24 protein-coding genes are annotated in these 21918 nt (G+C 35.2%); 21 read left to right on the forward strand and 3 right to left on the reverse strand.

Going from position 1 to position 21918, the window contains the following annotated elements; translation table 11 throughout:
- Positions 1-4 precede the first annotated feature (4 nt).
- Together HNP36_RS04240 and HNP36_RS04245 are read right to left on the reverse strand one after the other, a co-directional pair.
- On the reverse strand, positions 5-484 hold the full coding sequence (locus HNP36_RS04240) for a BlaI/MecI/CopY family transcriptional regulator (RefSeq protein WP_184160087.1): 480 nt from the start codon (positions 482-484) through the stop codon (positions 5-7).
- 9 nt (positions 485-493) lie between these two features.
- Positions 494-1096, reverse strand: a complete 603-nt coding sequence (locus HNP36_RS04245) for a phosphatase PAP2 family protein (protein ID WP_184160085.1) — start codon at positions 1094-1096, stop codon at positions 494-496.
- 124 nt (positions 1097-1220) lie between these two features.
- On the opposite strand from HNP36_RS04245, the gene pdhA reads away from it, so the two are divergent.
- The 16 genes from pdhA to gwsS all read left to right on the forward strand — a co-directional run bounded on the left by pdhA (position 1221) and on the right by gwsS (position 17253).
- Complete coding sequence (gene pdhA / locus HNP36_RS04250; RefSeq protein ID WP_184160084.1) at positions 1221-2222, forward strand: pyruvate dehydrogenase (acetyl-transferring) E1 component subunit alpha; 1002 nt, start codon at positions 1221-1223, stop codon at positions 2220-2222.
- Between the two features lie 96 nt (positions 2223-2318).
- The gene (locus tag HNP36_RS04255) at positions 2319-3932 is read left to right on the forward strand and encodes a 2-oxo acid dehydrogenase subunit E2 (protein ID WP_184160082.1); all 1614 of its coding nucleotides are present in this window, start codon (positions 2319-2321) and stop codon (positions 3930-3932) included.
- 130 nt (positions 3933-4062) lie between these two features.
- The gene (locus tag HNP36_RS04260; protein WP_040999146.1) at positions 4063-4731 is read left to right on the forward strand and encodes an ABC transporter ATP-binding protein; all 669 of its coding nucleotides are present in this window, start codon (positions 4063-4065) and stop codon (positions 4729-4731) included.
- 13 nt (positions 4732-4744) lie between these two features.
- Positions 4745-5323, forward strand: coding sequence for a murein L,D-transpeptidase catalytic domain-containing protein (locus HNP36_RS04265; protein ID WP_184160080.1), 579 nt, complete (start codon positions 4745-4747; stop codon positions 5321-5323).
- A 32-nt stretch (positions 5324-5355) separates the two neighbouring features.
- Positions 5356-6033, forward strand: coding sequence for a RadC family protein (radC, locus tag HNP36_RS04270; protein WP_184160078.1), 678 nt, complete (start codon positions 5356-5358; stop codon positions 6031-6033).
- 8 nt (positions 6034-6041) lie between these two features.
- Positions 6042-6941 carry a hypothetical protein gene (locus tag HNP36_RS04275; RefSeq protein ID WP_228456244.1) on the forward strand — a complete coding sequence of 300 codons (900 nt, stop codon included), beginning with the start codon at positions 6042-6044 and terminating at the stop codon, positions 6939-6941.
- Positions 6942-7031: 90 nt separating this feature from the next.
- Positions 7032-7964, forward strand: coding sequence for a phytanoyl-CoA dioxygenase family protein (locus HNP36_RS04280; protein WP_184160074.1), 933 nt, complete (start codon positions 7032-7034; stop codon positions 7962-7964).
- Between the two features lie 96 nt (positions 7965-8060).
- Positions 8061-9227: a hypothetical protein gene (locus HNP36_RS04285; RefSeq protein ID WP_184160071.1), complete on the forward strand. Its 1167-nt coding sequence runs from the start codon at positions 8061-8063 to the stop codon at positions 9225-9227.
- Between the two features lie 24 nt (positions 9228-9251).
- The gene (locus tag HNP36_RS04290) at positions 9252-9764 is read left to right on the forward strand and encodes a hypothetical protein (protein ID WP_184160069.1); all 513 of its coding nucleotides are present in this window, start codon (positions 9252-9254) and stop codon (positions 9762-9764) included.
- Positions 9765-9781: 17 nt separating this feature from the next.
- Entirely contained in the window at positions 9782-10393 is a 612-nt protein-coding gene (locus HNP36_RS04295) for an inorganic pyrophosphatase (RefSeq protein WP_184160067.1), read from the forward strand.
- Between the two features lie 214 nt (positions 10394-10607).
- Positions 10608-13343 (forward strand): sodium-translocating pyrophosphatase, encoded by a 2736-nt coding sequence (locus HNP36_RS04300; RefSeq protein ID WP_184160065.1) that lies wholly within the window; start codon positions 10608-10610, stop codon positions 13341-13343.
- 260 nt (positions 13344-13603) lie between these two features.
- Positions 13604-14599 carry a DUF6624 domain-containing protein gene (locus tag HNP36_RS04305; RefSeq protein ID WP_184160063.1) on the forward strand — a complete coding sequence of 332 codons (996 nt, stop codon included), beginning with the start codon at positions 13604-13606 and terminating at the stop codon, positions 14597-14599.
- A 145-nt stretch (positions 14600-14744) separates the two neighbouring features.
- Positions 14745-14930 carry a hypothetical protein gene (locus HNP36_RS04310; RefSeq protein ID WP_184160061.1) on the forward strand — a complete coding sequence of 62 codons (186 nt, stop codon included), beginning with the start codon at positions 14745-14747 and terminating at the stop codon, positions 14928-14930.
- A gap of 79 nt (positions 14931-15009) precedes the next feature.
- Entirely contained in the window at positions 15010-15978 is a 969-nt protein-coding gene (gene gwsG / locus HNP36_RS04315) for a grasp-with-spasm system ATP-grasp peptide maturase (RefSeq protein ID WP_184160059.1), read from the forward strand.
- On the forward strand, positions 15975-16169 hold the full coding sequence (locus HNP36_RS04320; RefSeq protein WP_184160057.1) for a hypothetical protein: 195 nt from the start codon (positions 15975-15977) through the stop codon (positions 16167-16169). The genes gwsG and HNP36_RS04320 overlap by 4 nt, the downstream gene beginning before the upstream one ends.
- A 1-nt stretch (position 16170) precedes the next feature.
- The gene (gene gwsS, locus HNP36_RS04325; protein ID WP_184160055.1) at positions 16171-17253 is read left to right on the forward strand and encodes a grasp-with-spasm system SPASM domain peptide maturase; all 1083 of its coding nucleotides are present in this window, start codon (positions 16171-16173) and stop codon (positions 17251-17253) included.
- Positions 17254-17256: 3 nt separating this feature from the next.
- On the opposite strand, the gene HNP36_RS04330 is transcribed toward gwsS, so the two are convergent.
- The gene (locus HNP36_RS04330) at positions 17257-18396 is read right to left on the reverse strand and encodes an aminotransferase class I/II-fold pyridoxal phosphate-dependent enzyme (RefSeq protein ID WP_184160053.1); all 1140 of its coding nucleotides are present in this window, start codon (positions 18394-18396) and stop codon (positions 17257-17259) included.
- An 88-nt stretch (positions 18397-18484) separates the two neighbouring features.
- On the opposite strand from HNP36_RS04330, the gene HNP36_RS04335 reads away from it, so the two are divergent.
- The 5 genes from HNP36_RS04335 to HNP36_RS04355 all read left to right on the forward strand — a co-directional run bounded on the left by HNP36_RS04335 (position 18485) and on the right by HNP36_RS04355 (position 21906).
- Entirely contained in the window at positions 18485-19528 is a 1044-nt protein-coding gene (locus HNP36_RS04335; RefSeq protein WP_184160051.1) for a M28 family metallopeptidase, read from the forward strand.
- 64 nt (positions 19529-19592) lie between these two features.
- Positions 19593-20147, forward strand: coding sequence for a TetR/AcrR family transcriptional regulator (locus HNP36_RS04340; protein ID WP_317168950.1), 555 nt, complete (start codon positions 19593-19595; stop codon positions 20145-20147).
- Between the two features lie 64 nt (positions 20148-20211).
- Positions 20212-21018 (forward strand): SDR family oxidoreductase, encoded by an 807-nt coding sequence (locus HNP36_RS04345; RefSeq protein ID WP_184160047.1) that lies wholly within the window; start codon positions 20212-20214, stop codon positions 21016-21018.
- A gap of 76 nt (positions 21019-21094) precedes the next feature.
- Positions 21095-21547, forward strand: a complete 453-nt coding sequence (locus tag HNP36_RS04350) for a GNAT family N-acetyltransferase (RefSeq protein WP_194304106.1) — start codon at positions 21095-21097, stop codon at positions 21545-21547.
- Complete coding sequence (locus HNP36_RS04355) at positions 21544-21906, forward strand: VOC family protein (RefSeq protein WP_184160045.1); 363 nt, start codon at positions 21544-21546, stop codon at positions 21904-21906. The genes HNP36_RS04350 and HNP36_RS04355 overlap by 4 nt, the downstream gene beginning before the upstream one ends.
- The last annotated feature ends 12 nt before the right edge of the window (positions 21907-21918 follow it).

Consider the following 21918-nt stretch of genomic DNA (forward strand, 5'->3'; position numbering starts at 1 on the left):
GTGTTTAATCTTTTTTCTTTTTTTTCTTCTTGTCCTTATCTTTTGCTTTGCCTTTTTTTACTTTTTTAGGGTTTAAGATTTCTTCTGCATATTCAAATTTAGGTTCTTCAGCTTTTGCAGGAATGATTTCAATTTTAAGGTCAAAATAATTCTTCAGATCATCCTGGGATATTAATTTTTCATTAAATAAAAACTCCAGCATATCCTTCCCTGAATCATTGAAAAAATTATGGGCCAGTTCTTTCAGTATAAACTTACGGTATTCTTCGATAGGGACAACAACGGTATATTTAAAAATCCTTCCTTCTTTCTGAGTGGTGAGATATCCCTTTTCAACCAATATTTTTAAATAGGTGGAAACAGTATTCTGGTGCGGCTTCGGCTCAGGATGCTGTTCCATGATGTCTTTCAGATAAAAAGATTCAAGCTTCCAAAACAGCTTCATAAAATTCTCCTCAGCACCGGTAAGATGATTTATTTTCATAGAATGTTCTTAATGTTGAAATTGTATATTGCAATAAAGATAAATAAAAGATACCACAAATGCTATTCCGGCACCCATAAATACTTCCTTTACCGTATGTCTTTTTAAAATAACTCTTGTAATTCCCACTAAAGCAGCAATTCCCAGCCATACCAATCCGGCCTTCCAGTTCAATGTAAAAAACAATGCGGCAACAAATACATTAAAAGCTGTATGCATTGAGCTTTTGATAAAGAAATTACTGATCTGCATGGTGAAAATAAGGATAAGGATAAAGAGCATCACAAGATCAATATACCCGTTCCTGAAATAATTAAAGATAAGATAGGCAACCACACAGCCCGCAATAAAAATATAGAGCGTTTTCCTCTGGACACGGTCCGAAACGTCCATATTCGTATATCTTCCGGTTTTTACATTCCATACCAGCCAGATCACTACCGGCACAATAATCATCAGTAATATAGGCACAAAATAAAGCAGGGAATCTTTCAGTGAGTATTGCTTTACGCTCATATACGTAAAGTAAATAAATAAAGAAACAAGTGGATTAAAAAAATCCGAGATAATCTTTGAAACTTTATGCACCAGTAAAGGCTGTTTTTCTTCCATGTTCAGGTTTAAAATTCAAATATAACACTATAAGCAAAAAAACAATTAGTATGTATATGATAAAAACAAAGTTTTTTTTATAATTTTGCTCAAATATTCATCATAAAAAAGCAAGAGCTAACACATGAAAGAATTTTCTAAAGAGGTATACCTGAAGTGGTATGAAGATATGACTATGTGGAGAAGGTTTGAAGACAAATGCCGTTCTCTTTATCTAAAACAAAAGATCAGAGGTTTTTTACATTTGTATAATGGTCAGGAAGCTATTCCTGCCGGATTCACACATGCAATGGATTTAACGAAAGACAGTATGATTACTGCTTACAGATGCCACATCCATCCAATGGCGATGGGAGTAGATCCTAAGAGAATCATGGCTGAACTTTGCGGTAAAGCTACCGGAACGTCCGGAGGTATGGGTGGTTCTATGCACATTTTCAGTAAAGAGCACCGTTTTTATGGCGGGCACGGTATTGTAGGAGGACAAATTCCTTTGGGAGCCGGAATTGCTTTTGCAGATAAATATTTTGACAGAAAAGCTGTAAACATTTGCTTCTTCGGAGACGGAGCAGCAAGACAGGGATCGCTTCACGAAACTTTCAACATGGCGATGAACTGGAAACTTCCTGTAGTATTTGTGGTAGAAAACAACCAGTATGCAATGGGAACTTCTGTAAAAAGAACAGCCAACCACGAAGATATCTATAAATTAGGTTTAGGGTACGAAATGCCTTGCCTTGCTGTAGATGCAATGGACCCTGAAAAAGTAGCCGAAGCAGCTTATGAAGCAATAGAAAGAGCAAGAAGAGGAGACGGGCCTACATTTATTGAAGCAAGAACTTACCGTTACAGAGGACACTCTATGTCTGATGCCGAGCCTTACAGAAGTAAAGAAGAAGTAGCACTTCATAAGAATGATGATCCTATGGAACTTGTGAAACACAGAATCCTGGAGAATGGATGGGCTACGGAAGCTGAACTGGAAACTATTGACAATAAATCAAGAGAATTTGTAGAAGAGTGTATTGAATTCATGGAAAATTCACCTTATCCGGATCCGGAGAAAATCTACGAATACGTTTATGCTCAGGAAAACTACCCATTCTTAGATAAATTAGAAAACTAAAAGATAATTAAATCAATTTGAAAATTTGAAAATGAGATAGTAAATTCATCTTTTTTTAATTTTCAAATTCTCAAATTTTCAAATTAATAAAAAATTATGGCAGAAGTAATTACGATGCCCCGCCTTTCTGATACTATGACGGAAGGAAAGGTGGCGAAATGGCATAAAAAAGTAGGAGATAAAGTAAAAGAAGGAGATATTTTAGCCGAAATTGAAACAGATAAAGCTGTTCAGGATTTCGAATCTGAAATGGAAGGAACTCTTTTATATATTGGTGTAGAAGAAGGCGCTGCTGCTGCTGTAGATTCTGTTTTAGCGATTATTGGAAATGAAGGCGAAGATATTTCCGGACTAACCGGCGGAGCGGCTGCTCCCGCTGCAGGAGGTTCTGAAGAGAAAAAATCTGAGGAAGAATCCAAAACAGAAAACAACGCTACAAGTGTTGAGCAGACTACTGCGGAAGTTCCTGCAGGAGTGGAAATTATTACAATGCCAAGACTTTCCGATACCATGACGGAAGGGAAAGTGGCGAAATGGCATAAAAATGTAGGCGATACCGTAAAAGAAGGAGATCTTCTTGCTGAGATTGAAACAGATAAAGCAGTTCAGGATTTTGAATCTGAATTCAACGGGGTATTATTGAAGCAGGGCGTAGAAGAAGGCGGTGCTGCTCCGGTAGATTCAGTATTGGCAATCATTGGCCCTGCAGGAACAGATGTTTCCGCTGTAGGCGCTCCAAAAGCAGCAGCTCAGTCATCAGACAAACCTGCTGAACAGAAAGCTGAAGCTAAAACGGAAGAAAAAGCAGCACCTGCAGTAAGTTCTTCATCTTCTGACAGGGTAGCGATCTCTCCGTTAGCTAAAAAAATGGCTCAGGACAAAGGGGTTGATATCAACAGCGTTCACGGTTCAGGAGAAAACGGAAGAATCGTTAAAAAAGATATTGAAAACTATCAGCCTTCCCAGGCACAGGCTCAATCTCCTGCTTCTGCTCCGGCAGCAGCTGCGGTTGCGTTAAGCTTTGTTCAGGGTGAAGATACGGAAACGCCAAACTCCCAGGTAAGAAATATTATTGCAAAACGTCTTGCTGAAAGTAAGTTCTCTGCACCTCACTATTACCTGATGGTGGAGATCAATATGGATAAGGCAATTGAGGCCAGAAAAGAAATCAATTCCTTACCGGATACCAAGATCTCTTTCAATGATATGATCATTAAAGCAACGGCTGTTGCTTTAAGAAAACATCCGCAGGTGAATTCAAGCTGGGCTGGAGACAAGATCATCCACAGAGGAAATATCAATGTAGGTGTTGCGGTGGCTATTCCTGACGGATTAGTGGTTCCTGTACTTAAAAATACAGACCAGATGAACTACACACAGATTTCCGCAGCGGTAAAAGATATGGCTTCAAGAGCTAAGAGCAAAGGCCTTAAAGCTAATGAAATGGAAGGTTCCACATTCTCTATCTCCAACCTGGGTATGTTCGGAATTGAGACATTTACAAGTATCATTAACCAGCCGAACTCTGCCATCCTTTCCGTAGGGGCAATTATTGAAAAACCGATTGTAAAAGACGGTCAGATTGTGGTAGGAAACATCATGAAGCTTTCACTGGCATGCGACCACAGAGTGGTAGACGGTGCTACGGGAGCTCAGTTCTTACAGACATTGAAAACATATCTGGAAAGTCCTTTAACTCTGTTACTGTAACAAGTCCGAATTATAAAATAGTAAAACCTCTCGTTTCGAGAGGTTTTTTTGTTTATTTAAAAATGAAATTTTAGATATTATCATTCTAATTTTTGATTGAATATCAAAATCAAATTACTATTTTTGAATCATGATTAAAGCAAGTAATATCCATAAATCTTATGGGAATTTAGAAGTACTGAAAGGAGTTGACATCCACATCAAAACGGGTGAAGTTGTTTCTATTGTAGGGGAATCAGGAGCTGGAAAATCTACTTTGCTTCAGATCTTAGGAACTTTGGATCATCCCAGTAATTCCAATAAGTATAATACGGAAATTAGTATTGCAGGGGAGTCTTTTATTAATATGAATGATAAACAGCTTTCCAAATTCAGAAATCAGAATATCGGTTTTGTATTTCAGTTTCATCAGCTTCTTCCGGAGTTTACTGCTTTAGAAAATGTTCTACTTCCTACAAAAATTGGGGGAGCCAACGAAAAAGAGGCGCTGGAAAAAGCATATGCTTTATTTGAAGACCTTAAAATAGAACAGAGGCTGAACCATAAACCCAACCAATTATCCGGAGGAGAGGCGCAGAGAGTAGCTGTAGCAAGAGCACTTATCAATTCCCCTAAAATTATTTTTGCGGATGAACCTACAGGAAATCTGGATTCAAAGAATGCAGATGATCTGCACAGGTTATTTTTTGATTTAAGAGATAAATACAACCAAACCTTTGTTATTGTAACCCATAATCCTAACCTTGCTGAAATTACAGACCGGAAACTGGTTATGAAAGATGGTATGATTATAGAATAAAACACACACCTTAATGAAAAAACTTTTATTCCTGTCCCTTTTTGCTATTTCCTGCTCAAAAGTTGAGTCTCAGGAAAATATATCTTCTAGTTTTCTTCCGGAAGCGAAAGTTTTGGAAATTAAAAACTTTGTAAAGGGGAAAAATTATAATCAGGACATTGCTGTTTTTATTAATTTTAAGGTGTATTCCGGGAAATACCGTTACTTTGTTTATGACCTGAAAAATAATAAAATATTGCAGAAAGCAATTGTTTCTCATGGATCAGGGTCAGTTATTAAGAATTCGGATGCTCTGAAATTCAGCAATACAGAAGGTTCATATCAGTCTTCACTTGGAAAATATGAAATCCTGAACAGTTATAACGGAAAATTCGGAAAAGCGTACAGGCTGAACGGCCTGGATATGGGTAACAGCAATGCAATGCAAAGGGCAATAGTATTACATTCTTTCGGATGTATCCCGGATCAGGAATCCCCAAACCCTGCATGTTTAAGCTTGGGATGTCCGATGCTTTCTGCGGGTGCATTGGCTCAAACCGCAAAATATCTTGATAAGTCAAAATATCCGGTGATAATGTACGCATTCTATTAAATTCTGTTTCTATATTCTAAATCCACACACAAATGACTATAAAATTTCTTGCTAAAGACGACAGGCCCAGAGAAAAATTTTTACGAAATGGAAAGAATTCGCTTTCTGATTCCGAACTTTTAGCTATCATTATGGGGAGCGGAAGCAGGGATGAGAGCGCTTTGGAATTGGCAAGAAAGATTCTGGCTTCGGTGGATAACAGCTGGCACCAGTTGAGCCTTCTTTCCAATAAAGAGCTTATGAAGTTCAAAGGAGTGGGAGAAGTGAAAGCCGTTTCCATTATTGCAGCATTAGAAATAGGAAAGAGAAGAATTACCCAGGAAATACCCGATAAGGCAGTAATTTCAAATAGTGATGAAGCTTATGTTATACTTAAAAATCAATTAACAGATCTGAGGACTGAAGAATTTTGGGCAATATTTCTGAATCAAAGGAATAAAGTTATCCAAGTTTCACAACTTACACAGGGAGGAATAAGTCAATCTATTGTAGATGTCAGGGTTTTATTTAAAACTGCTTTGGATCACCTTTCAACAGGAATTATAATAGCCCACAATCATCCTTCCGGTAGTTTAAAACCGAGTAAAGAAGACATCAATATTACCAAGAAAATAAAAGAAGCAGGACAAACATTAAGCATACAGCTTTTAGACCATATTATCATTACACAGGATAAATACTTTAGTTTCTCAGATGAAGGATTATTATGATTAGGAGATTGAAATATAACGAAATCAATTTTATAAAATATACTGGCTGCCTTGAAAAGTCAGAACAGAGAAAGTATTCAGCATCAAAAGATTTCCTGGATGCGACAACCGATAAGCAATGGGATGTTTTAATTTATAATGATTATGAGGCTGTTATGCCTGTTCCTTTTATACTTAAAAAAGGTATTAAAATTGTCCAGAATCCATTGATATGCCAGCAACTTGGAGTCTTTTCTGTTAAAGATGATAAGAAAATTAATGAAAAATTCCTGCATTTTCTTCAGAAAAATTATCTGATAAGAGCTTATCATTTCAATGAGACCAATGGTTTTGATTCAAAATTAAAGACAAAGAAGAACTTTCTTTTATATCCGGATGAATATGCCAAAGTTTTTGCAAAATATTCACCTAAAAGAAAAAGAAAACTGAGGTTGGATGATGAAGTGATAGAAAATTCGGAGCTTAAAGAAATAAGCTACCATGAAGCCGAAATTTTTATAAAGAACAATGTGATAGGATTGGATAAAGAGGATGATACAGAAACTTTGCTTAAAACCCTGCAAACCTTTCATTCATCAAAATATTTGAAATTTTCAGCTTTTTACTATCATCGTGAGATCACCAATATGATAGCTACTTATTCAGATTATGATACCATTGCGCTTCTGGGGACTTTTAATGATAAAAAATACATTAAGATGGCCGGAGCGTCCACATTGATTGATTATGTAATAAAAGAAAATATAGAAAATTACATTTTTGACTTTGAAGGTGGGAATCTTCCGAGTATTGAAGAGTTTTTCAGAGGCTTCCGGCCGGTGTTGAAGCATTACGCAGTCATAGAGAACTCTAAAAAAACACTGATTAAAAACTTTGCCAGATTTTTAATGAGATGCAAGTTTTCTTAAAATTTATATCATTTATATTTCGTTATTTAGAATGATTATAACTAAATATTATTCCGTACCTTTATAAAGTATTATCCAAACATTCCAGTCATGCTAAAGCAGATCCGCCATTATAAGCTTCCCTATATTATTTACAATTTTTTTAATAAGAAGAAATTACAGCATAATATTCCTTTATATAAGAAATACGGCCTTAATAAAAGCTATTTTTCCAGTATTTCCAGTGCAGATTTTGCCCATCTTCCTGCCTCTTTAAGAAAAATAGATCAGGATAGGCTGATTGATACTGCATTTTTCAAAGGACTTACTGACGAAAATAAAGAAAGTGCCCTTCAATATGATGAGAACGGATACATGATTTTGAGAAATTTCATTACCGAAAATGATGCTGATAAAATCAATACCGAAATTGAAAAACTGATGGAGAACGGCACACTGAAATTCATCTACGGCGGAAAGCTGATGTTTGCCATTCATCATTCTGAAATCATTAAGAATATTGGTAGTAACAGAAATTTATTAGATTTTCTGTCTGTACTGTTAAACGGCAAAGCTAAACTTTTTCAGAGCATTAATTTCATTAACGGGAGCCAGCAGAAAACACATTCAGACAGCATCCACATGACAACCTATCCGCTGGGCGGACTTTTGGGAGTATGGATTGCACTGGAAGATGTGGATGAAACCAACGGTGCTTTGCATTATATCCCGAAAAGCCATAAGCTGCCTTATTTTCTTAATTCTGATTATGATAATGAAGGTGATGCATTAAGGATTGGCAAAAAAAGCTATAGGGCCTATGAAGAATTTTTAGAATCTAAAGTCAGGGAATTAGGCTTGAAAAAAGAGGTCTTTAAAGCAAAAAAAGGAGATATGTTGATATGGCATGCCAATATACTTCATGGAGGAGAACCGCATACCGATAAGAACAGGACAAGAAAAAGTCTTGTTTATCACTTTTTTGATGAAGACAGTGTATGTTACCATGAAGTGACCCAAAGACCTGCTTTATTTGAATTATAGCCCTTTATCATTGCAAAAACCCGTAAAAGAATAAATAAGCTGAATCATAAATAGTTTTTTTACTTTTGCATTCTTACCGAATAAACTGAAACGCAAATGAAAAAAACTAAGAATATTCTTGTTTTTATTTTTTCACTCTATGTATGCCTGATGTCATCCTATCTGTATACCCATCAGTACTATAATGTAGATCTTGAAGCTTACGTAGGGCTTGTTTACAAAGCTGAATATCCGGATATGAAAATAGAGGACATTCATAAAAAAGTATACACAGAATTAAAAGGGAAAAACCCAAAGCTTTTCGGAATTACTCCACAGGATGAAGAAATTGCAAAAGGAGAAAATACCTATTATAAAGTTTTGTCAGAAAATCCGAAAGCTTACGGGGAAGAACTTCAGCTCTTTTCGGTGAAACCATTTTATAATTTTATTAACCTGATGTTCTTTAAAGCAGGTTGTAAGGTAACCACTTCCATATTTCTTACTTCCATACTTTCTTATGCCTTTATTCTGGTCTTAGTATTCAGTTTCCTGATCAGGATTTTAAAGAATTATCCGTTAGCATTTATTATAACGATCTTAATTTCTTTGTTTAAACCGCTTCTGGAAGCCAGCAGGCATGCTTCGGCAGACAGTTTATCATGCTTACTGCTGTTATTGAGCTTATATGTTTTTGTAGTTAGAAAGAATCATCTTGCTGCTACGGTTTTTGCCATGCTTTGTGTCTTAACAAGGCCGGAGTACTTTATTTTATATTCATTTCTTTATATTCTGGTTTATTTTTACAGAAATACTCTCCAGATTAAAACGGCTCAGGTTTTCTTGTCTTACGGCTATATTTTCCTTTCCTTTTCTCTGATCCAGTATTTCAACCAGATTTCATGGTCTGTCTTATTTATGAATCAGTTTACAAAAGTTCAGATTTATCCTATATCAGCTCCGGACCCATTCTCTTTTCCTGATTATCTTAATTTTATAAAGAAAACCATAATGCTTGATTTTAACGGGTCGTATTTTCCGTTACTATTAATATTCATTGTTATTATTCTGGCAAATAAATTGGCTTTAGGCAGTAAAAAAAGCTGGGCGCAGTGTTTATTTTTCGCAGCTATTTATGTTTCAGTATTTTTGAGATATCTGGTTTTTCCGAGCCTGGCAAACAGAATGATGATAGGTTTTTATCTCACCATAATACTGTCGCTGATCTATATTCAGAATTCTAAGATCGATATATTTAAAAACTCTTTACAAGACGGAAAATAATTAGTAATTTTGCCGTCTAAAATTATGGCTAGTTTTTCAGGATATTTACCGTATGCTTTTGCATTGATTATCGCAATTCCTTTTCTGGTATTGCTGAGACAATTCGTACACTCGTACATCACCCTTAAAAATCAGGAGATCAAGCTGCTTTCTGTAAAATCAAATTCAGAAAATAAAGCACATTCTTATGAAAGAATGACCCTTTTTCTGGAAAGGATAAAACCATCAAACATAATCCAGAAATTTGATAAAGGGTTAGCTGCACACGAGTTTATCTTTCTTACTGAAAAAACCATTAACGAAGAGTTTGAATACAACTCTTCACAGCAGCTGTATATCACAAAAATATCATGGAAGAATATTGTGGATTCCAAGAATGCGGTGATAGACCTGCTTCATAAAACCTATGACGGACTGAACGGAAATACAGATCTTGAAGAATTCAAAACCATTTTCCTGATGAACTATATGGAAGGCGACGACTATATTTCAGCCACAATAGAAGACCTTAGAAGAGAAATTTTAATTATAACTTAAAAATAAACAGATAAATAATGATTCCAAATTTTAAAGCACATCCGTGGCATGGGATTTCTGCAGGGGAAGATGCGCCAAATATTGTAAACGTATTCGTTGAAATTGTTCCCTCAGATACTATTAAATATGAAGTAGATAAAGAAACAGGATATTTAAAGGTAGACAGACCTCAGAAATTTTCTAATATTATTCCCGCTTTATACGGATTTGTTCCAAGAACATACTGCCATAATGAAGTAATGAAGCTTGCCGTAGAAGCAGGAGCAGATGATGTTACAGAAGGAGACCATGACCCGCTTGATATTTGCGTGCTGAGCTCTCATAATATCCATGCAGGAGGACTGTTAATGGAAGCTATTCCAATCGGTGGATTCAAAATGATTGACGGTGGAGAAGCAGATGATAAAATCGTTGCTGTAATGATCAATGACCATGCATTCGGGCATTTCAGAGATATTTCTGAACTTCCTGAAGCAGAAGTTAAAAGATTGATGCACTATTTCTTAACATACAAAAACTTACCGGATGAGCCTGCAAAATGTAGGATTCATGAAGTTTACGGAGCCGAACATGCTAAAAAAGTAATCAGAGCTTCTCAAAAAGATTATGCAGAAAAATTCGGGGGATAATATTCTCTGATTTAATGATATAAAAGGATAAACGGCTTTCGTTTATCCTTTTTTGTTTAAAAAATTAAAAGGCTCTATTTTTCATTGTAAACCTTAAAAATCCAGATATAATTCTTTTTGGTTAAATATCATCTGTAAACTCTCAACTTTTTTAATGCTTTAGTAGGAATTATTTATTATATTTAATTTTCTATTACCAAAAAAATATTAAACTATGGATCTATTTGTGTTAGTACCAATTTTTGGTGTTATTGCCTTGCTTTACACATTTCTTCAAAGCAATTGGGTAAGTAAGCAGAATGCCGGAAATGAAAAAATGAAAATAATCAGCGGACATATCGCTGACGGTGCTATGGCCTTTCTAAAAGCCGAGTACAAGATTTTAACCTATTTCGTAGTTGTAGTTTCCATACTGCTGGCTGTAATGGGGTCCAGTAATTCCAATTCGCACTGGAGCATCGGAATTGCTTTTGCTGTAGGAGCCGTATTTTCTGCACTGGCAGGATTTATCGGAATGAAGATTGCAACAAAAGCCAATGTAAGGACCGCAGAAGCGGCAAAAACATCACTTGCCAAAGCGCTCAAAGTTTCTTTCACAGGAGGCTCCGTTATGGGAATGGGGGTTGCCGGACTTGCTGTTCTTGGTTTGGGAGCCCTTTTTCTGATCATTAAGCAGATTTTTGCTCCGGATGCCACAGTAGATTCCCATGAAATGGAAAGAACAATCGAAATTCTTACCGGATTCTCTTTGGGAGCAGAGTCTATAGCCCTTTTTGCGAGAGTAGGCGGTGGAATTTATACAAAAGCCGCAGACGTGGGAGCTGACCTTGTAGGTAAAGTAGAAGCCGGAATTCCTGAAGACGATCCCAGAAATCCGGCTACTATTGCAGACAACGTAGGAGATAACGTAGGAGATGTTGCAGGAATGGGAGCCGACCTTTTCGGTTCTTATGTGGCAACTGTATTGGCAACAATGGTTTTGGGTCGCGAGACAATATCAGAAGATTCTTTTGGAGGTTTTGCACCTATTCTTCTGCCAATGCTTATTGCCGGGACAGGAATTATTTTCTCTATGATCGGAACCTTATTTGTAAGGATCAATGATAATGAAGGCTCATCCACTTCAAGCGTACAGAATGCCCTTAATTTAGGGAACTGGGGAAGTATTGTAATTACTGCCATATCTTCTTATTTTCTGGTAACCTATATTCTTCCTGAAAAAATGATCCTCAGGGGACATGAGTTTTCTAAAATGGGCGTTTTCGGGGCTATAATGGTAGGACTTGTAGTAGGTACTTTGATGAGTATTATTACAGAATATTATACAGCGATGGGTAAAAGACCCGTTTCAAGTATTGTAAGACAGTCTTCCACAGGACATGCAACCAATATTATCGGAGGGCTTTCTGTGGGTATGGAATCTACATTACTTCCGATTATCGTATTGGCCGGAGGTATTTACGGATCTTACTTATGTGCGGGACTTTACGGGGTAGCTATTGCAGCTGCCGGAATGATGGCAACCACCGCCATGCAGCTGGCTATTGATGCTTTTGGCCCGATTGCCGATAATGCCGGAGGTATTGCCGAAATGAGTGAGCTTCCGAAAGAAGTCCGTGAAAAAACAGATATCCTGGATGCCGTGGGTAACACTACAGCTGCCACCGGAAAAGGATTTGCCATTGCTTCTGCTGCATTAACGGCACTTGCTTTATTTGCAGCGTTTGTAGGAATTGCCGGTATAGACGGAATTGATATTTACAGAGCTGATGTTCTGGCAGGTTTATTTGTAGGAGGAATGATTCCTTTTATATTCTCTTCCCTCGCTATTACAGCAGTAGGGCAGGCTGCGATGGCTATGGTAGAAGAAGTAAGAAGGCAGTTCCGCGAAATACCAGGAATTCTGGAAGGAAAAGCACAACCCGAGTACGAAAAGTGTGTAGCCATATCCACAGATGCGTCTATCAGAAAAATGATGCTTCCGGGAGCAATTGCCATCATATCCCCGTTACTGATAGGATTTATATTCGGGCCTGAAGTTTTGGGAGGATTTTTAGCCGGTGCTACCGTAAGCGGTGTATTAATGGGAATGTTCCAGAATAATGCCGGTGGCGCCTGGGACAATGCTAAAAAATCATTTGAAAAAGGAGTTGATATTAACGGTCAGACTTATTACAAAGGTTCGGAGCCTCATAAAGCTTCTGTAACGGGAGATACAGTGGGAGATCCGTTTAAAGATACTTCAGGACCATCAATGAATATCCTGATCAAGCTGATGTCTATTGTTTCACTGGTAATTGCCCCGACTTTGGCAGTGTTGCATAAAGATAAAATTGAAGCCAACAGACAGGCTAAAATTGAAAGCTTAACGGGAATGAAATCTGTACATACTCAATATGAAGATATTTCAGTGGCACCTATACCTATTACTCCTAAAGATATAAAAGGACACATAAACGAAAATGGAGATTTTGTATACGAAACCGGAAATATTGAAGAGATTCAGTTAAAAGGTGGCAAGAAGATTTCTATAGGTAAAGAAAGCCAGTTGTATTATTTAACCAAGGATATTCAAAGCAAAAATAAAAACCTTTTGAACCCGGATAAATGGTATACCATTGAAAATCTTTATTTTGAAACCGGGTCAAGCGATCTGAAAGCAGGCTCAGAAGCACAACTTGTTAACCTTGCTGAAATATTAAATGCATATCCCGATCTTAAAATAAAATTAGGCGGTTATACAGACAATACCGGCAATGAAGAAAGCAATCAAAAACTATCCAATCTGAGAGCCCAGACGGCAAAACTCAAGCTTTTGGAATTGGGTATTTCTTCAGACAGGGTTGAAGCGGAAGGGTATGGCTCTCAGCATCCTGTTTGTGAGGCGAATGATACTGATGATTGCAAGGCAAAAAACAGAAGAATTGATGTGAGGGTTTTAAGTCTTTAAAGATAATAAGAATAAAATCATTAGAAAATGGTATTATAATTAATGTTAAAAATTCACATTTGTTTGAATAATTTTTTAATTTTAACTTATAATTAGCTTAGGTTCAGGATAAGAATAATTTTTATAGTATGAAGTATGCTTTATTTGCATCTTTTTACAAATTAAGAAAACTAAATGTAGGCTTCTGATTTATATAAGACAGTTTTTATTCTGAACTCAGGTTAATTAAATAATTTAGTTAAGACTAATATTGTGTTCCTATGAAAAAATTATTTTTTTTATTGTTTTTTATCTTATATACTATGAATTTTTCCCAAAAATTTGAATACTTTGATTATATTGAAAAAGCTGAAAATTTATATCATCAGAAAAAATATGAATCATCTGGAAAATATTTTGATAAGGCGTATGAGATAATGAATGAAAAGATAATTCAGAAAGATTTATATAATGCAGCGTGTACTTGGAGTATGGCCGGAAATCTTAATAAATCCTTCTTTTATTTAAATCATATTATTGAAAATAAAATGTTACAAGGATGGGATGACCCAGTTGAATTTTATAAAAACTTAGATAATGACAGTGATCTTAATAACCTGAAGAAGGATGCAAGGTGGAATACTTTTATGGATACTGCATATAATAATCAACAGTCTTATTTAAAAAATATTAATAATCCAATAGCAGAAAAAATAAAACTAATTGGTGAAAAAGATCAGGAAATAAGATTAAGACTGGATTCTATTCGAAAAAGGGATGGTTTAAATACATCAGATGAAAAAGAACTGATGAAGCAAATAGAAAAACAAGACTCAATCAATATTCTTGAGGTAGAAAAGATCATAAATGATTATGGTTGGTTAGGTCCTCATAAAATAGGTTATAAAAACAATCAGTATCTGTTTCTCGTTATTCAGCATGCAGATTTAGGAATTCAAAAAAAATATTTGCCTGTACTGAGACAGGCTGTTGAAGATAAGCAGGCTCTCCCAAAAGATTTAGCATATTTACAAGACAGGATAAAAAGAAAAGAGGGTCTTCCCCAAATTTACGGCACACAGGTTTATATTGATAAGGAAGCGAGCAAATATTTTTTATATCCAGCTATCGATATTGCTAATATTGATCAGAGAAGAGCTCTTGTAGGTTTAGAACCTCTTTCAGGATATTTGAAAAACTCCTTTAATATAAAATGGGATATTAACGAATATTTAGATAAAGCTCCTGATTTGGAGAAAAAACTTTTGAAAAAATAGTTTTTCATTATGATTATAGCATAACTATTAACCAATCTAATATGAATTTATCATGTTAAAATGTGTTAAATTAATATTCCACTATTGTGTGATATTTTTTATTTTAATAGATTAGCTAAACATTAATCAACAAAACAAAATTAAAATGAAAAAATTAAAAAAATTCGTCGTAAGTGAAGAAAATCTTAAGAAAATCAAAGGAGGACTTCTTCAGGTAAGTGTAGATGAAGGTTCATCATCTTCATCATCGTCTTCTTCCTCATCTTCATCATCATCTAGTTTTACTTCTGATTCTGATTCAGACTCTGATTCTGATTCTGATGCAGATTAAGATTTTCCATCTTAACATCAAAAAAGGATATACAATATTGTATATCCTTGTTTTTTTAATCTAATTTAATATTTCCGCTATGATTTTAATATTATCCAGATCAGATGATGGTTCTACTAACAGAATAATTGATTGGCTGTTTCTTTACGAGAAAAAGTACATACGGATCAATGGAAATAAAGCCAATTATCAGGTAAAGAAAATAAATAATAAAGAAATCATAATCTCATTTTATGGAAAAGAAATAAACATTCTTGAAGCTTCTACGGTTTGGTATAGAAGAAATGGCTTTGGTCACTCTTCTTTTGAGTATTCATTATCCAAAAATCTTTTAAAAAAGGTTTTTAAAAGGGAAATTGATCAATTTTATGTTTATGATCAAATTAAAGATGAATTTAAAGTAATTTTTGAATATATAAATTTTCTTATTGAGAACAAAATACCTAACCAACTTGGTAGTTTTTTCAAAAGAGATATCAATAAACTAGTAACATTGTATCAGGCAGAAAAATTGGGATTCAGGATCCCAACCTCATTTATTATTCATAAAAAAGAAACACTATTAAAAGAAAATAAATTAATCACCAAAGCATTAAAAGATGGAGTTTACTTAATGGGAAAAGATTATGATTATTATTCCTATACAGAGCGCGTTACCGAAAATGCTATTGAAAATATATACGAAGATTCGTTTTTACCGTCTTTATTTCAAAAAGAAGTAAAAAAGAAATATGAGCTACGTGTATTTTATTTGAAGGGTGAAATTTTCAGTACGGTCATATTTTCACAACAAAAAAAGACAGCTTCTGTAGATTTCAGAAGGGAAGGGCATTCCATCAGATATCTTCCGTTTTCTTTACCTGAAGAAATTAAATACAAAATAAATATGCTGATGGAAACATTGAATCATAATATTGGCGCAATTGATCTGATTGTGGATACAGATGATAACTATATATTTTTAGAAATAAATCCTGGAGGGCAGTTTTCTTATTATTCAGATATGTGTAATTTTTTTATTGAGAAAAAAATAGCAGAAATTTTATGAAAAAATTAAAATTAAGTGAGGCGCAAAAAAAATGTTTACCTATTTTTTATAATTATATAAGTTTTAGAAAATTAGATTCTTCTAACTATACTTTTGAACTTCCTCAATCAAATAAATATATGAACTTTACCAACATAAATGTTCCCCATACTTTTATTTCAAAAATAATTGATTATTCTAAAATTGATTAATATGGCTCAGAAAGAGAATTTTTTACTTGTCTATACTAACGTTTTTTTTGTAAGAGGACATACCCGGACTATGATCTTGGATTTATTAAAAAATGATTGGATATTTTTTGATAATGAATATGCTGATCTGATTGATTTATTTCCAAATAACAGTATTGATTCTATAGCAAAAAGTATCGATCCTGAAAGTCAGGAAGATTTCTATAACTTCATACAGTTTTTATTAGTTAACGACTACGCCTGCTATGTAGACGATATTTCTTTGTTCCCGAAAATTGAAGAAGTTTGGCATAGCCCATATAAAATAACAAACTCCATTATCGATTTTAATGATAAAATCCACGATATGGAAAAAATAGCTGATAATCTTTTTTTGTTGGGATGCCAATTTATAGAGTTAAGATTCTACTCTGATATACAGATAATAGAATTACAAAATATTTTAAAGTTTTTTAAAAACAAAGATTTCAGAAATATTCACATAATACTTAAATACGACTCAAACATATCAAATGATGTCATATTCAATATATGTAAAGAATATTTAAATTTATCATTTACTTTATACAATGCGCCAAAAAATGAGTATTTCAAAAGTGCATTAGATAACGTACTTCCTTCAGTAGGGTATATACATTACATTGAACAAAATATTATAGACTGTACAAGTTGCGGTATAATTAATTCAACTACTTTTTTAAATCCAAAAAATGTTGGGATATTCATGTCGAATAAATTATATAATTCTTGTTTAAATAGAAAAATATCTATAGATATTGATGGTAATATTAAAAATTGCCCTTCAATGAAACAATCTTATGGAAATATTAATGAAAATTCACTTCTTGAAGTTTATGAAAACAAAAATTTCAGAGACATCTGGTCTTTAAATAAAGATATGATCAGCATTTGTAAAGACTGTGAATTTAGATATGTGTGTAGTGATTGTAGAGCATATACTGAAATACCTAATAATCAGTATTCAAAGCCTCTGAAATGTGGTTACGATCCGTATACAGGAAAATGGGAAGATTGGAGTAAGAATCCATTTAAGCAGAAAGCAATTGATTTTTATAAAATGTAAACTTTACAAATTCCTCCGTAAATGCTCCAAAGCCTGAATAATCACTTCATCCTTCTTAGCAAAGCTAAACCGCACATAATCCGAATTTTGCCGGGAATTATAAAAAGCAGAAAGGGGAAGACATGCTGTTTTTTTCTCTACCGTAAGCCATTTAGAAAATTCCACATCAGTCATGGTTTTAGAAACATTTCTGAAATTAACAACCTGGAAAACACTTCCCTCAGCTTTTTTTGCCGCTTCTAACGGAGTAAAGGCAATCATTTCATTAAATATATTCCTCTTGTGTTCCATTGTACGCTTATTGGCAGAAGAATCAAATACCTCAAGATATCTGGCAAGGGCATACTGGGCGGGTGCGTTGGCACTGTAGGATATATATTGCTGGTGACATCTGAATTTTGCCGTCAGATCTTCCGGAGCAAGCAGATAACTGACTTTCCAACCTGAGGTGTGAAACATTTTTCCAAAAGAAAAAATACAGAAAGTCCTGTTTTTAAGCCCGGCATGAAGAAAAGAACTGTAATGTTCAATTCCGTCATAACAGTACGTATCGTAGATCTCTTCCGAAATAAGATAGATTTCCTGATGCTTGATCAACTCATAAAGCTGGTTCCAGTCATTTTGTTTCCAGACAGTTCCCGTAGGATTTTGCGGAGAATTGACAATAATAGCTTTTGTTTTTTCAGAAATGCATTGTTGAAACTTTTCCCAGTTTATGGTAAAATCATTGTCAAGATCATAATAGACAGGAATTCCGGCATTAAGTGTTACAGAAGGTCCGTAAGTATAATAGGAAGGCTGAATGATAATAACTTCATCTCCTTGATTTAAAACACATTTAAGGGCAGTATGTAAAGCAAAAGTTGCACATGGAATGATAGTAACCTCATTTTCTTTCAGTTTAATGCTGTTGGCTCTCGAAGAATTAAATGCAATAATATTCTTTATCAGCAATGGATTGCCTGCAAGTGGTTCATACTGATGGTATTCGTTTTCTGCAGCCTCTGCAAGGAATGATTTCAGGCGGCTGTCAATATCAAAATCCGGCAGCCCTAGAGAAAGATCAAAACTGTTATGTCTCAATGCCAACTCAGACATTTCTGTAAAAAAAGAGTAATGTGTAAATCCGTAAATTTTTTCCATCTATAGTGCATTTATATCAAATATAAGAAAAATACAGATTCATTGAAGATCAAATAAAATTTGTTATTTTTAAGCAAATTATTATCATATGACAAAAATACTTATCCCGTTGTTGGCTCTGACTGTAACAGCCAGTTGCGGAACAGCGCAGACTTCCGAAGGAACTGTTCCGCGGGAATCATCCGTTGCAAAATCAGACAAAGCTTTTCTCGCTGCCTATAAAACGATTAAGGCCGATGAGTTAAAGAAAAATTTATATGTGATTGCTTCCGATGAAATGGGAGGTAGAGACACAGGAAGTCCCGGACAGAAAAAGGCGGGTGAGTATATGATTAATTATTATAAAGCCCTTGGAATTAACCCTCCGAAGGCATTAGGATCATACTATCAGAAAGTTCCTGCTGAATTTATGAAGAAAAGAGGAGGCGGAAACCTTCCCGATTCCGAAAATATCCTTGCTTTTATTGAAGGAAGCGAAAAACCTGAAGAAATTGTAGTGATTTCCGCACATTATGACCATGTGGGAACCAGAAACGGGGTAGTTTATAATGGAGCTGATGATGACGGAAGCGGAACTGTAGGCGTAATGCAGATCGCAAAAGCTTTTCAGGAAGCTAAAAAAGCAGGACATGGTCCTAAAAGATCAATCCTGTTCCTTCATGTAACCGGTGAAGAGCACGGTTTGTTTGGTTCCGAATATTATACCGGTAACCCTGTCTTTCCACTTGCCAATACTGTCGTAGACCTCAATATTGATATGATTGGCCGTGATGATGCAGCAAACAGAGGAAAACAGTATGTATATGTAATTGGTTCTGAAATGTTGAGCTCCCAGCTAAAAGTCATCAATGAGGCAGCCAATAAGAAGACAAATAATCTGGAGTTGAATTATAAATATGATGATCCGGCAGATCCGGAGCAATTGTATTACCGTTCAGACCATTATAACTTCGCTAAAAATAATGTTCCGGTAGCTTTCTTCTTTGACGGTATTCATGAAGACTATCACAAACCTACAGATGATCCTGATAAAATTGATTATCCGTTACTGGAAAAAAGGGCACAGCTTGTCTTTACCACCGCATGGGAGATCGCAAACAGACCCGAAAGAATTGTAGTAGATAAAAAATAATATTTAAGAATAATTTAACACTAAACATTGGAATGAATATTCCAATGTTTATTATTTTTGTCAGGTGGAAAAGAAAGATCAGATAATTAATGCAGCGATGAAATTGCTTACTGAGAAAGGTATTCAGGCTACACCTATGTCTGCTATTGCAAAAGCTGCCGGTACAGGCATGGGTACCATCTATAATTATTTTCCTACAAAAGAAGAGCTGATTAATGCTATTTATCTGTATATTAAAAACCTGGAAGTTCAGTTTATAACCAGGAAAACAAATGAATCGTCGCTGAAGATTAAATTTCTGGATTATTATAAAGCATTTATAGATTTTAATCTTCAATACCCTGATTGTTTTGCCTTTATGGACCAGATGCAGAATTCACCGGTTATTTCATGCCATACAAAAGAAAAAGGAAAAGCAGAATTCCTTCAGATAATAGAACTGATCCAAAAAGGGCAGGATGAAGGAATTATCAAAAAAATGAGCATAGAAGCCATTCTGCAGTTTTTAGCAGGAACCATGACAGCCTATGTCCGCTGGATGCTTGGGATTAAAGAAAATGAAAGGAAAAAATACCTGGATCACCAATTGAGAATGGTTTGGGATGCCATAAAAGAATAAAAAAATTTAAACAATTTTGGAATGAACATTCATTCCAGTAAATCAATTATAAAATTTCAGCACAATGAAAACAATTTTTATTACCGGAACATCAACCGGATTGGGAAAAGCAGCTGCTAAACTTTTTGCAGATAAAGGGTGGAACGTTATCGCCACCATGCGTAAACCTGAAAATGAGACAGAACTGAGTCAGATTTCCAATGTAAAATTAATGGCATTGGATGTAACAGACAAAGAACAGGTACAGAAAGTTGTTTCTGACGTCTTGGCGGCTCATGATGTAGACCTGGTTTTTAATAATGCAGGTTACGGTTTGGCAGGGCCTTTTGAGGGTGCTGATGAAGACCAGATATTCAGAAATATCAATACCAATGTATTGGGTGTAATGAGAGTAACACAGGCTTTCCTTCCTCATTTCCGTGAAAAAAGAAAAGGAATGTTTATCTCAACAACTTCCATCGGAGGTTCTGTAGCATTCCCTATGAATTCCGTATATCATGCCACCAAATTTGCTCTGGAAGGATGGAGTGAGAGTTTGGCGTACGAGCTTGCACCATTCGGAATTACAGTGAAAACAGTCGCTCCGGGCGGAATTACTACAGATTTTGCAGGAAGGAGCCTTGATTTATCCAAACATGAGGCGTATGATGAAATATTTGCAAAAATATACTCGGTTTTCTCCAACCCTGAAAGACGTGCATCCTATTCAAGTGCGGAACAGATTGCAGAAGTAGTGTACGAAGCAGCTACCGACGGCAAAGATCAGATGAAATACATTGCCGGAAATGATGCAAAAGATTTATTCTCTCTGAGAAATTCAGTAGGACAGGATGATTTCCGCAAAGAAGTAAAAAAGATTTTCCTGGATTAATAAAAACAATTTTTTAAGAATAAAGCCTGTAGATTAATTTTGCAGGCTTTTTCATTAAAATTAAATATATTTACTGATGCATACTATTAAAATCCGGGAAGCGAGGCCGGAAGATATTCCTCAAATCCAGATAGTGAGAAACTCCGTAAAAGAAAATACCCTTTCAGATCCTGCTTTGGTAACAGATGCAGATTGTCATGAATTTCTGTTTGAAAGAGGAAAGGGCTGGGTATGTGAAACTGAATCACAGATCGTTGGCTTTTCTGTTGCAGATCTTAAAGAAAATAATATCTGGGCACTTTTTGTACATCCTGATTTCGAAAATCTTGGAATTGGAAGAAAGCTTCACGACTGTATGCTCGACTGGTATTTTGAACAGACAAAAGAAGATGTATGGCTTGGAACCTCACCAAAGACAAGAGCTGAAACATTCTACAGAAAATCCGGCTGGCAGGAAACCGGAGTGCACGGAAAAGGAGAGATCAAATTTGAAATGACATACAATAACTGGAAAAACAGAAAATCATGATACAGGGTGTAAAATCTATCAGGCCTTTCATTGGAGCTGAGAATTTTGAAATAAGCAGAAGCTTTTACAGGGATCTCGGATTCGAAGAAATAGTTCTTGAACCTAAGCTTTCCTTATTTAAAAAGCAGGAAACAGGATTTTATCTTCAGGATTATTATGCCAAAGACTGGATAGAGAATACCATGATCTTTATGGAAGTAAATAATACAGATGAATTCTGGAAAGAGCTCCAAACCCTGAACCTTACTGAAAAATATAGTACAGTAAGACTTATCCCTGTAAGAACAATGGATTGGGGAAAAGAATGTTTTGTACACGATCCGTCCGGTATACTTTGGCATTTCGGTGAATTTTTTTAAAGTATTGAAAGA

Origin of the sequence: Chryseobacterium shigense (genome assembly GCF_014207845.1) — a bacterium.
Lineage (GTDB): Bacteria > Bacteroidota > Bacteroidia > Flavobacteriales > Weeksellaceae > Chryseobacterium > Chryseobacterium shigense_A.

What these genes read in the sequence shown, in the direction of transcription:
- HNP36_RS04240 (WP_184160087.1), bottom strand. Translation starts at nt 484, where the DNA reads ATGAAAATAAATCATCTTACCGGTGCTGAGGAGAATTTTATGAAGCTG.
- HNP36_RS04245 (WP_184160085.1), bottom strand. Translation starts at nt 1,096, where the DNA reads ATGGAAGAAAAACAGCCTTTACTGGTGCATAAAGTTTCAAAGATTATC.
- pdhA (WP_184160084.1), top strand. Translation starts at nt 1,221, where the DNA reads ATGAAAGAATTTTCTAAAGAGGTATACCTGAAGTGGTATGAAGATATG.
- HNP36_RS04255 (WP_184160082.1), top strand. Translation starts at nt 2,319, where the DNA reads ATGGCAGAAGTAATTACGATGCCCCGCCTTTCTGATACTATGACGGAA.
- HNP36_RS04260 (WP_040999146.1), top strand. Translation starts at nt 4,063, where the DNA reads ATGATTAAAGCAAGTAATATCCATAAATCTTATGGGAATTTAGAAGTA.
- HNP36_RS04265 (WP_184160080.1), top strand. Translation starts at nt 4,745, where the DNA reads ATGAAAAAACTTTTATTCCTGTCCCTTTTTGCTATTTCCTGCTCAAAA.
- radC (WP_184160078.1), top strand. Translation starts at nt 5,356, where the DNA reads ATGACTATAAAATTTCTTGCTAAAGACGACAGGCCCAGAGAAAAATTT.
- HNP36_RS04280 (WP_184160074.1), top strand. Translation starts at nt 7,032, where the DNA reads ATGCTAAAGCAGATCCGCCATTATAAGCTTCCCTATATTATTTACAAT.
- HNP36_RS04285 (WP_184160071.1), top strand. Translation starts at nt 8,061, where the DNA reads ATGAAAAAAACTAAGAATATTCTTGTTTTTATTTTTTCACTCTATGTA.
- HNP36_RS04290 (WP_184160069.1), top strand. Translation starts at nt 9,252, where the DNA reads ATGGCTAGTTTTTCAGGATATTTACCGTATGCTTTTGCATTGATTATC.
- HNP36_RS04295 (WP_184160067.1), top strand. Translation starts at nt 9,782, where the DNA reads ATGATTCCAAATTTTAAAGCACATCCGTGGCATGGGATTTCTGCAGGG.
- HNP36_RS04300 (WP_184160065.1), top strand. Translation starts at nt 10,608, where the DNA reads ATGGATCTATTTGTGTTAGTACCAATTTTTGGTGTTATTGCCTTGCTT.
- HNP36_RS04305 (WP_184160063.1), top strand. Translation starts at nt 13,604, where the DNA reads ATGAAAAAATTATTTTTTTTATTGTTTTTTATCTTATATACTATGAAT.
- HNP36_RS04310 (WP_184160061.1), top strand. Translation starts at nt 14,745, where the DNA reads ATGAAAAAATTAAAAAAATTCGTCGTAAGTGAAGAAAATCTTAAGAAA.
- gwsG (WP_184160059.1), top strand. Translation starts at nt 15,010, where the DNA reads ATGATTTTAATATTATCCAGATCAGATGATGGTTCTACTAACAGAATA.
- HNP36_RS04320 (WP_184160057.1), top strand. Translation starts at nt 15,975, where the DNA reads ATGAAAAAATTAAAATTAAGTGAGGCGCAAAAAAAATGTTTACCTATT.
- gwsS (WP_184160055.1), top strand. Translation starts at nt 16,171, where the DNA reads ATGGCTCAGAAAGAGAATTTTTTACTTGTCTATACTAACGTTTTTTTT.
- HNP36_RS04330 (WP_184160053.1), bottom strand. Translation starts at nt 18,396, where the DNA reads ATGGAAAAAATTTACGGATTTACACATTACTCTTTTTTTACAGAAATG.
- HNP36_RS04335 (WP_184160051.1), top strand. Translation starts at nt 18,485, where the DNA reads ATGACAAAAATACTTATCCCGTTGTTGGCTCTGACTGTAACAGCCAGT.
- HNP36_RS04345 (WP_184160047.1), top strand. Translation starts at nt 20,212, where the DNA reads ATGAAAACAATTTTTATTACCGGAACATCAACCGGATTGGGAAAAGCA.
- HNP36_RS04350 (WP_194304106.1), top strand. Translation starts at nt 21,095, where the DNA reads ATGCATACTATTAAAATCCGGGAAGCGAGGCCGGAAGATATTCCTCAA.
- HNP36_RS04355 (WP_184160045.1), top strand. Translation starts at nt 21,544, where the DNA reads ATGATACAGGGTGTAAAATCTATCAGGCCTTTCATTGGAGCTGAGAAT.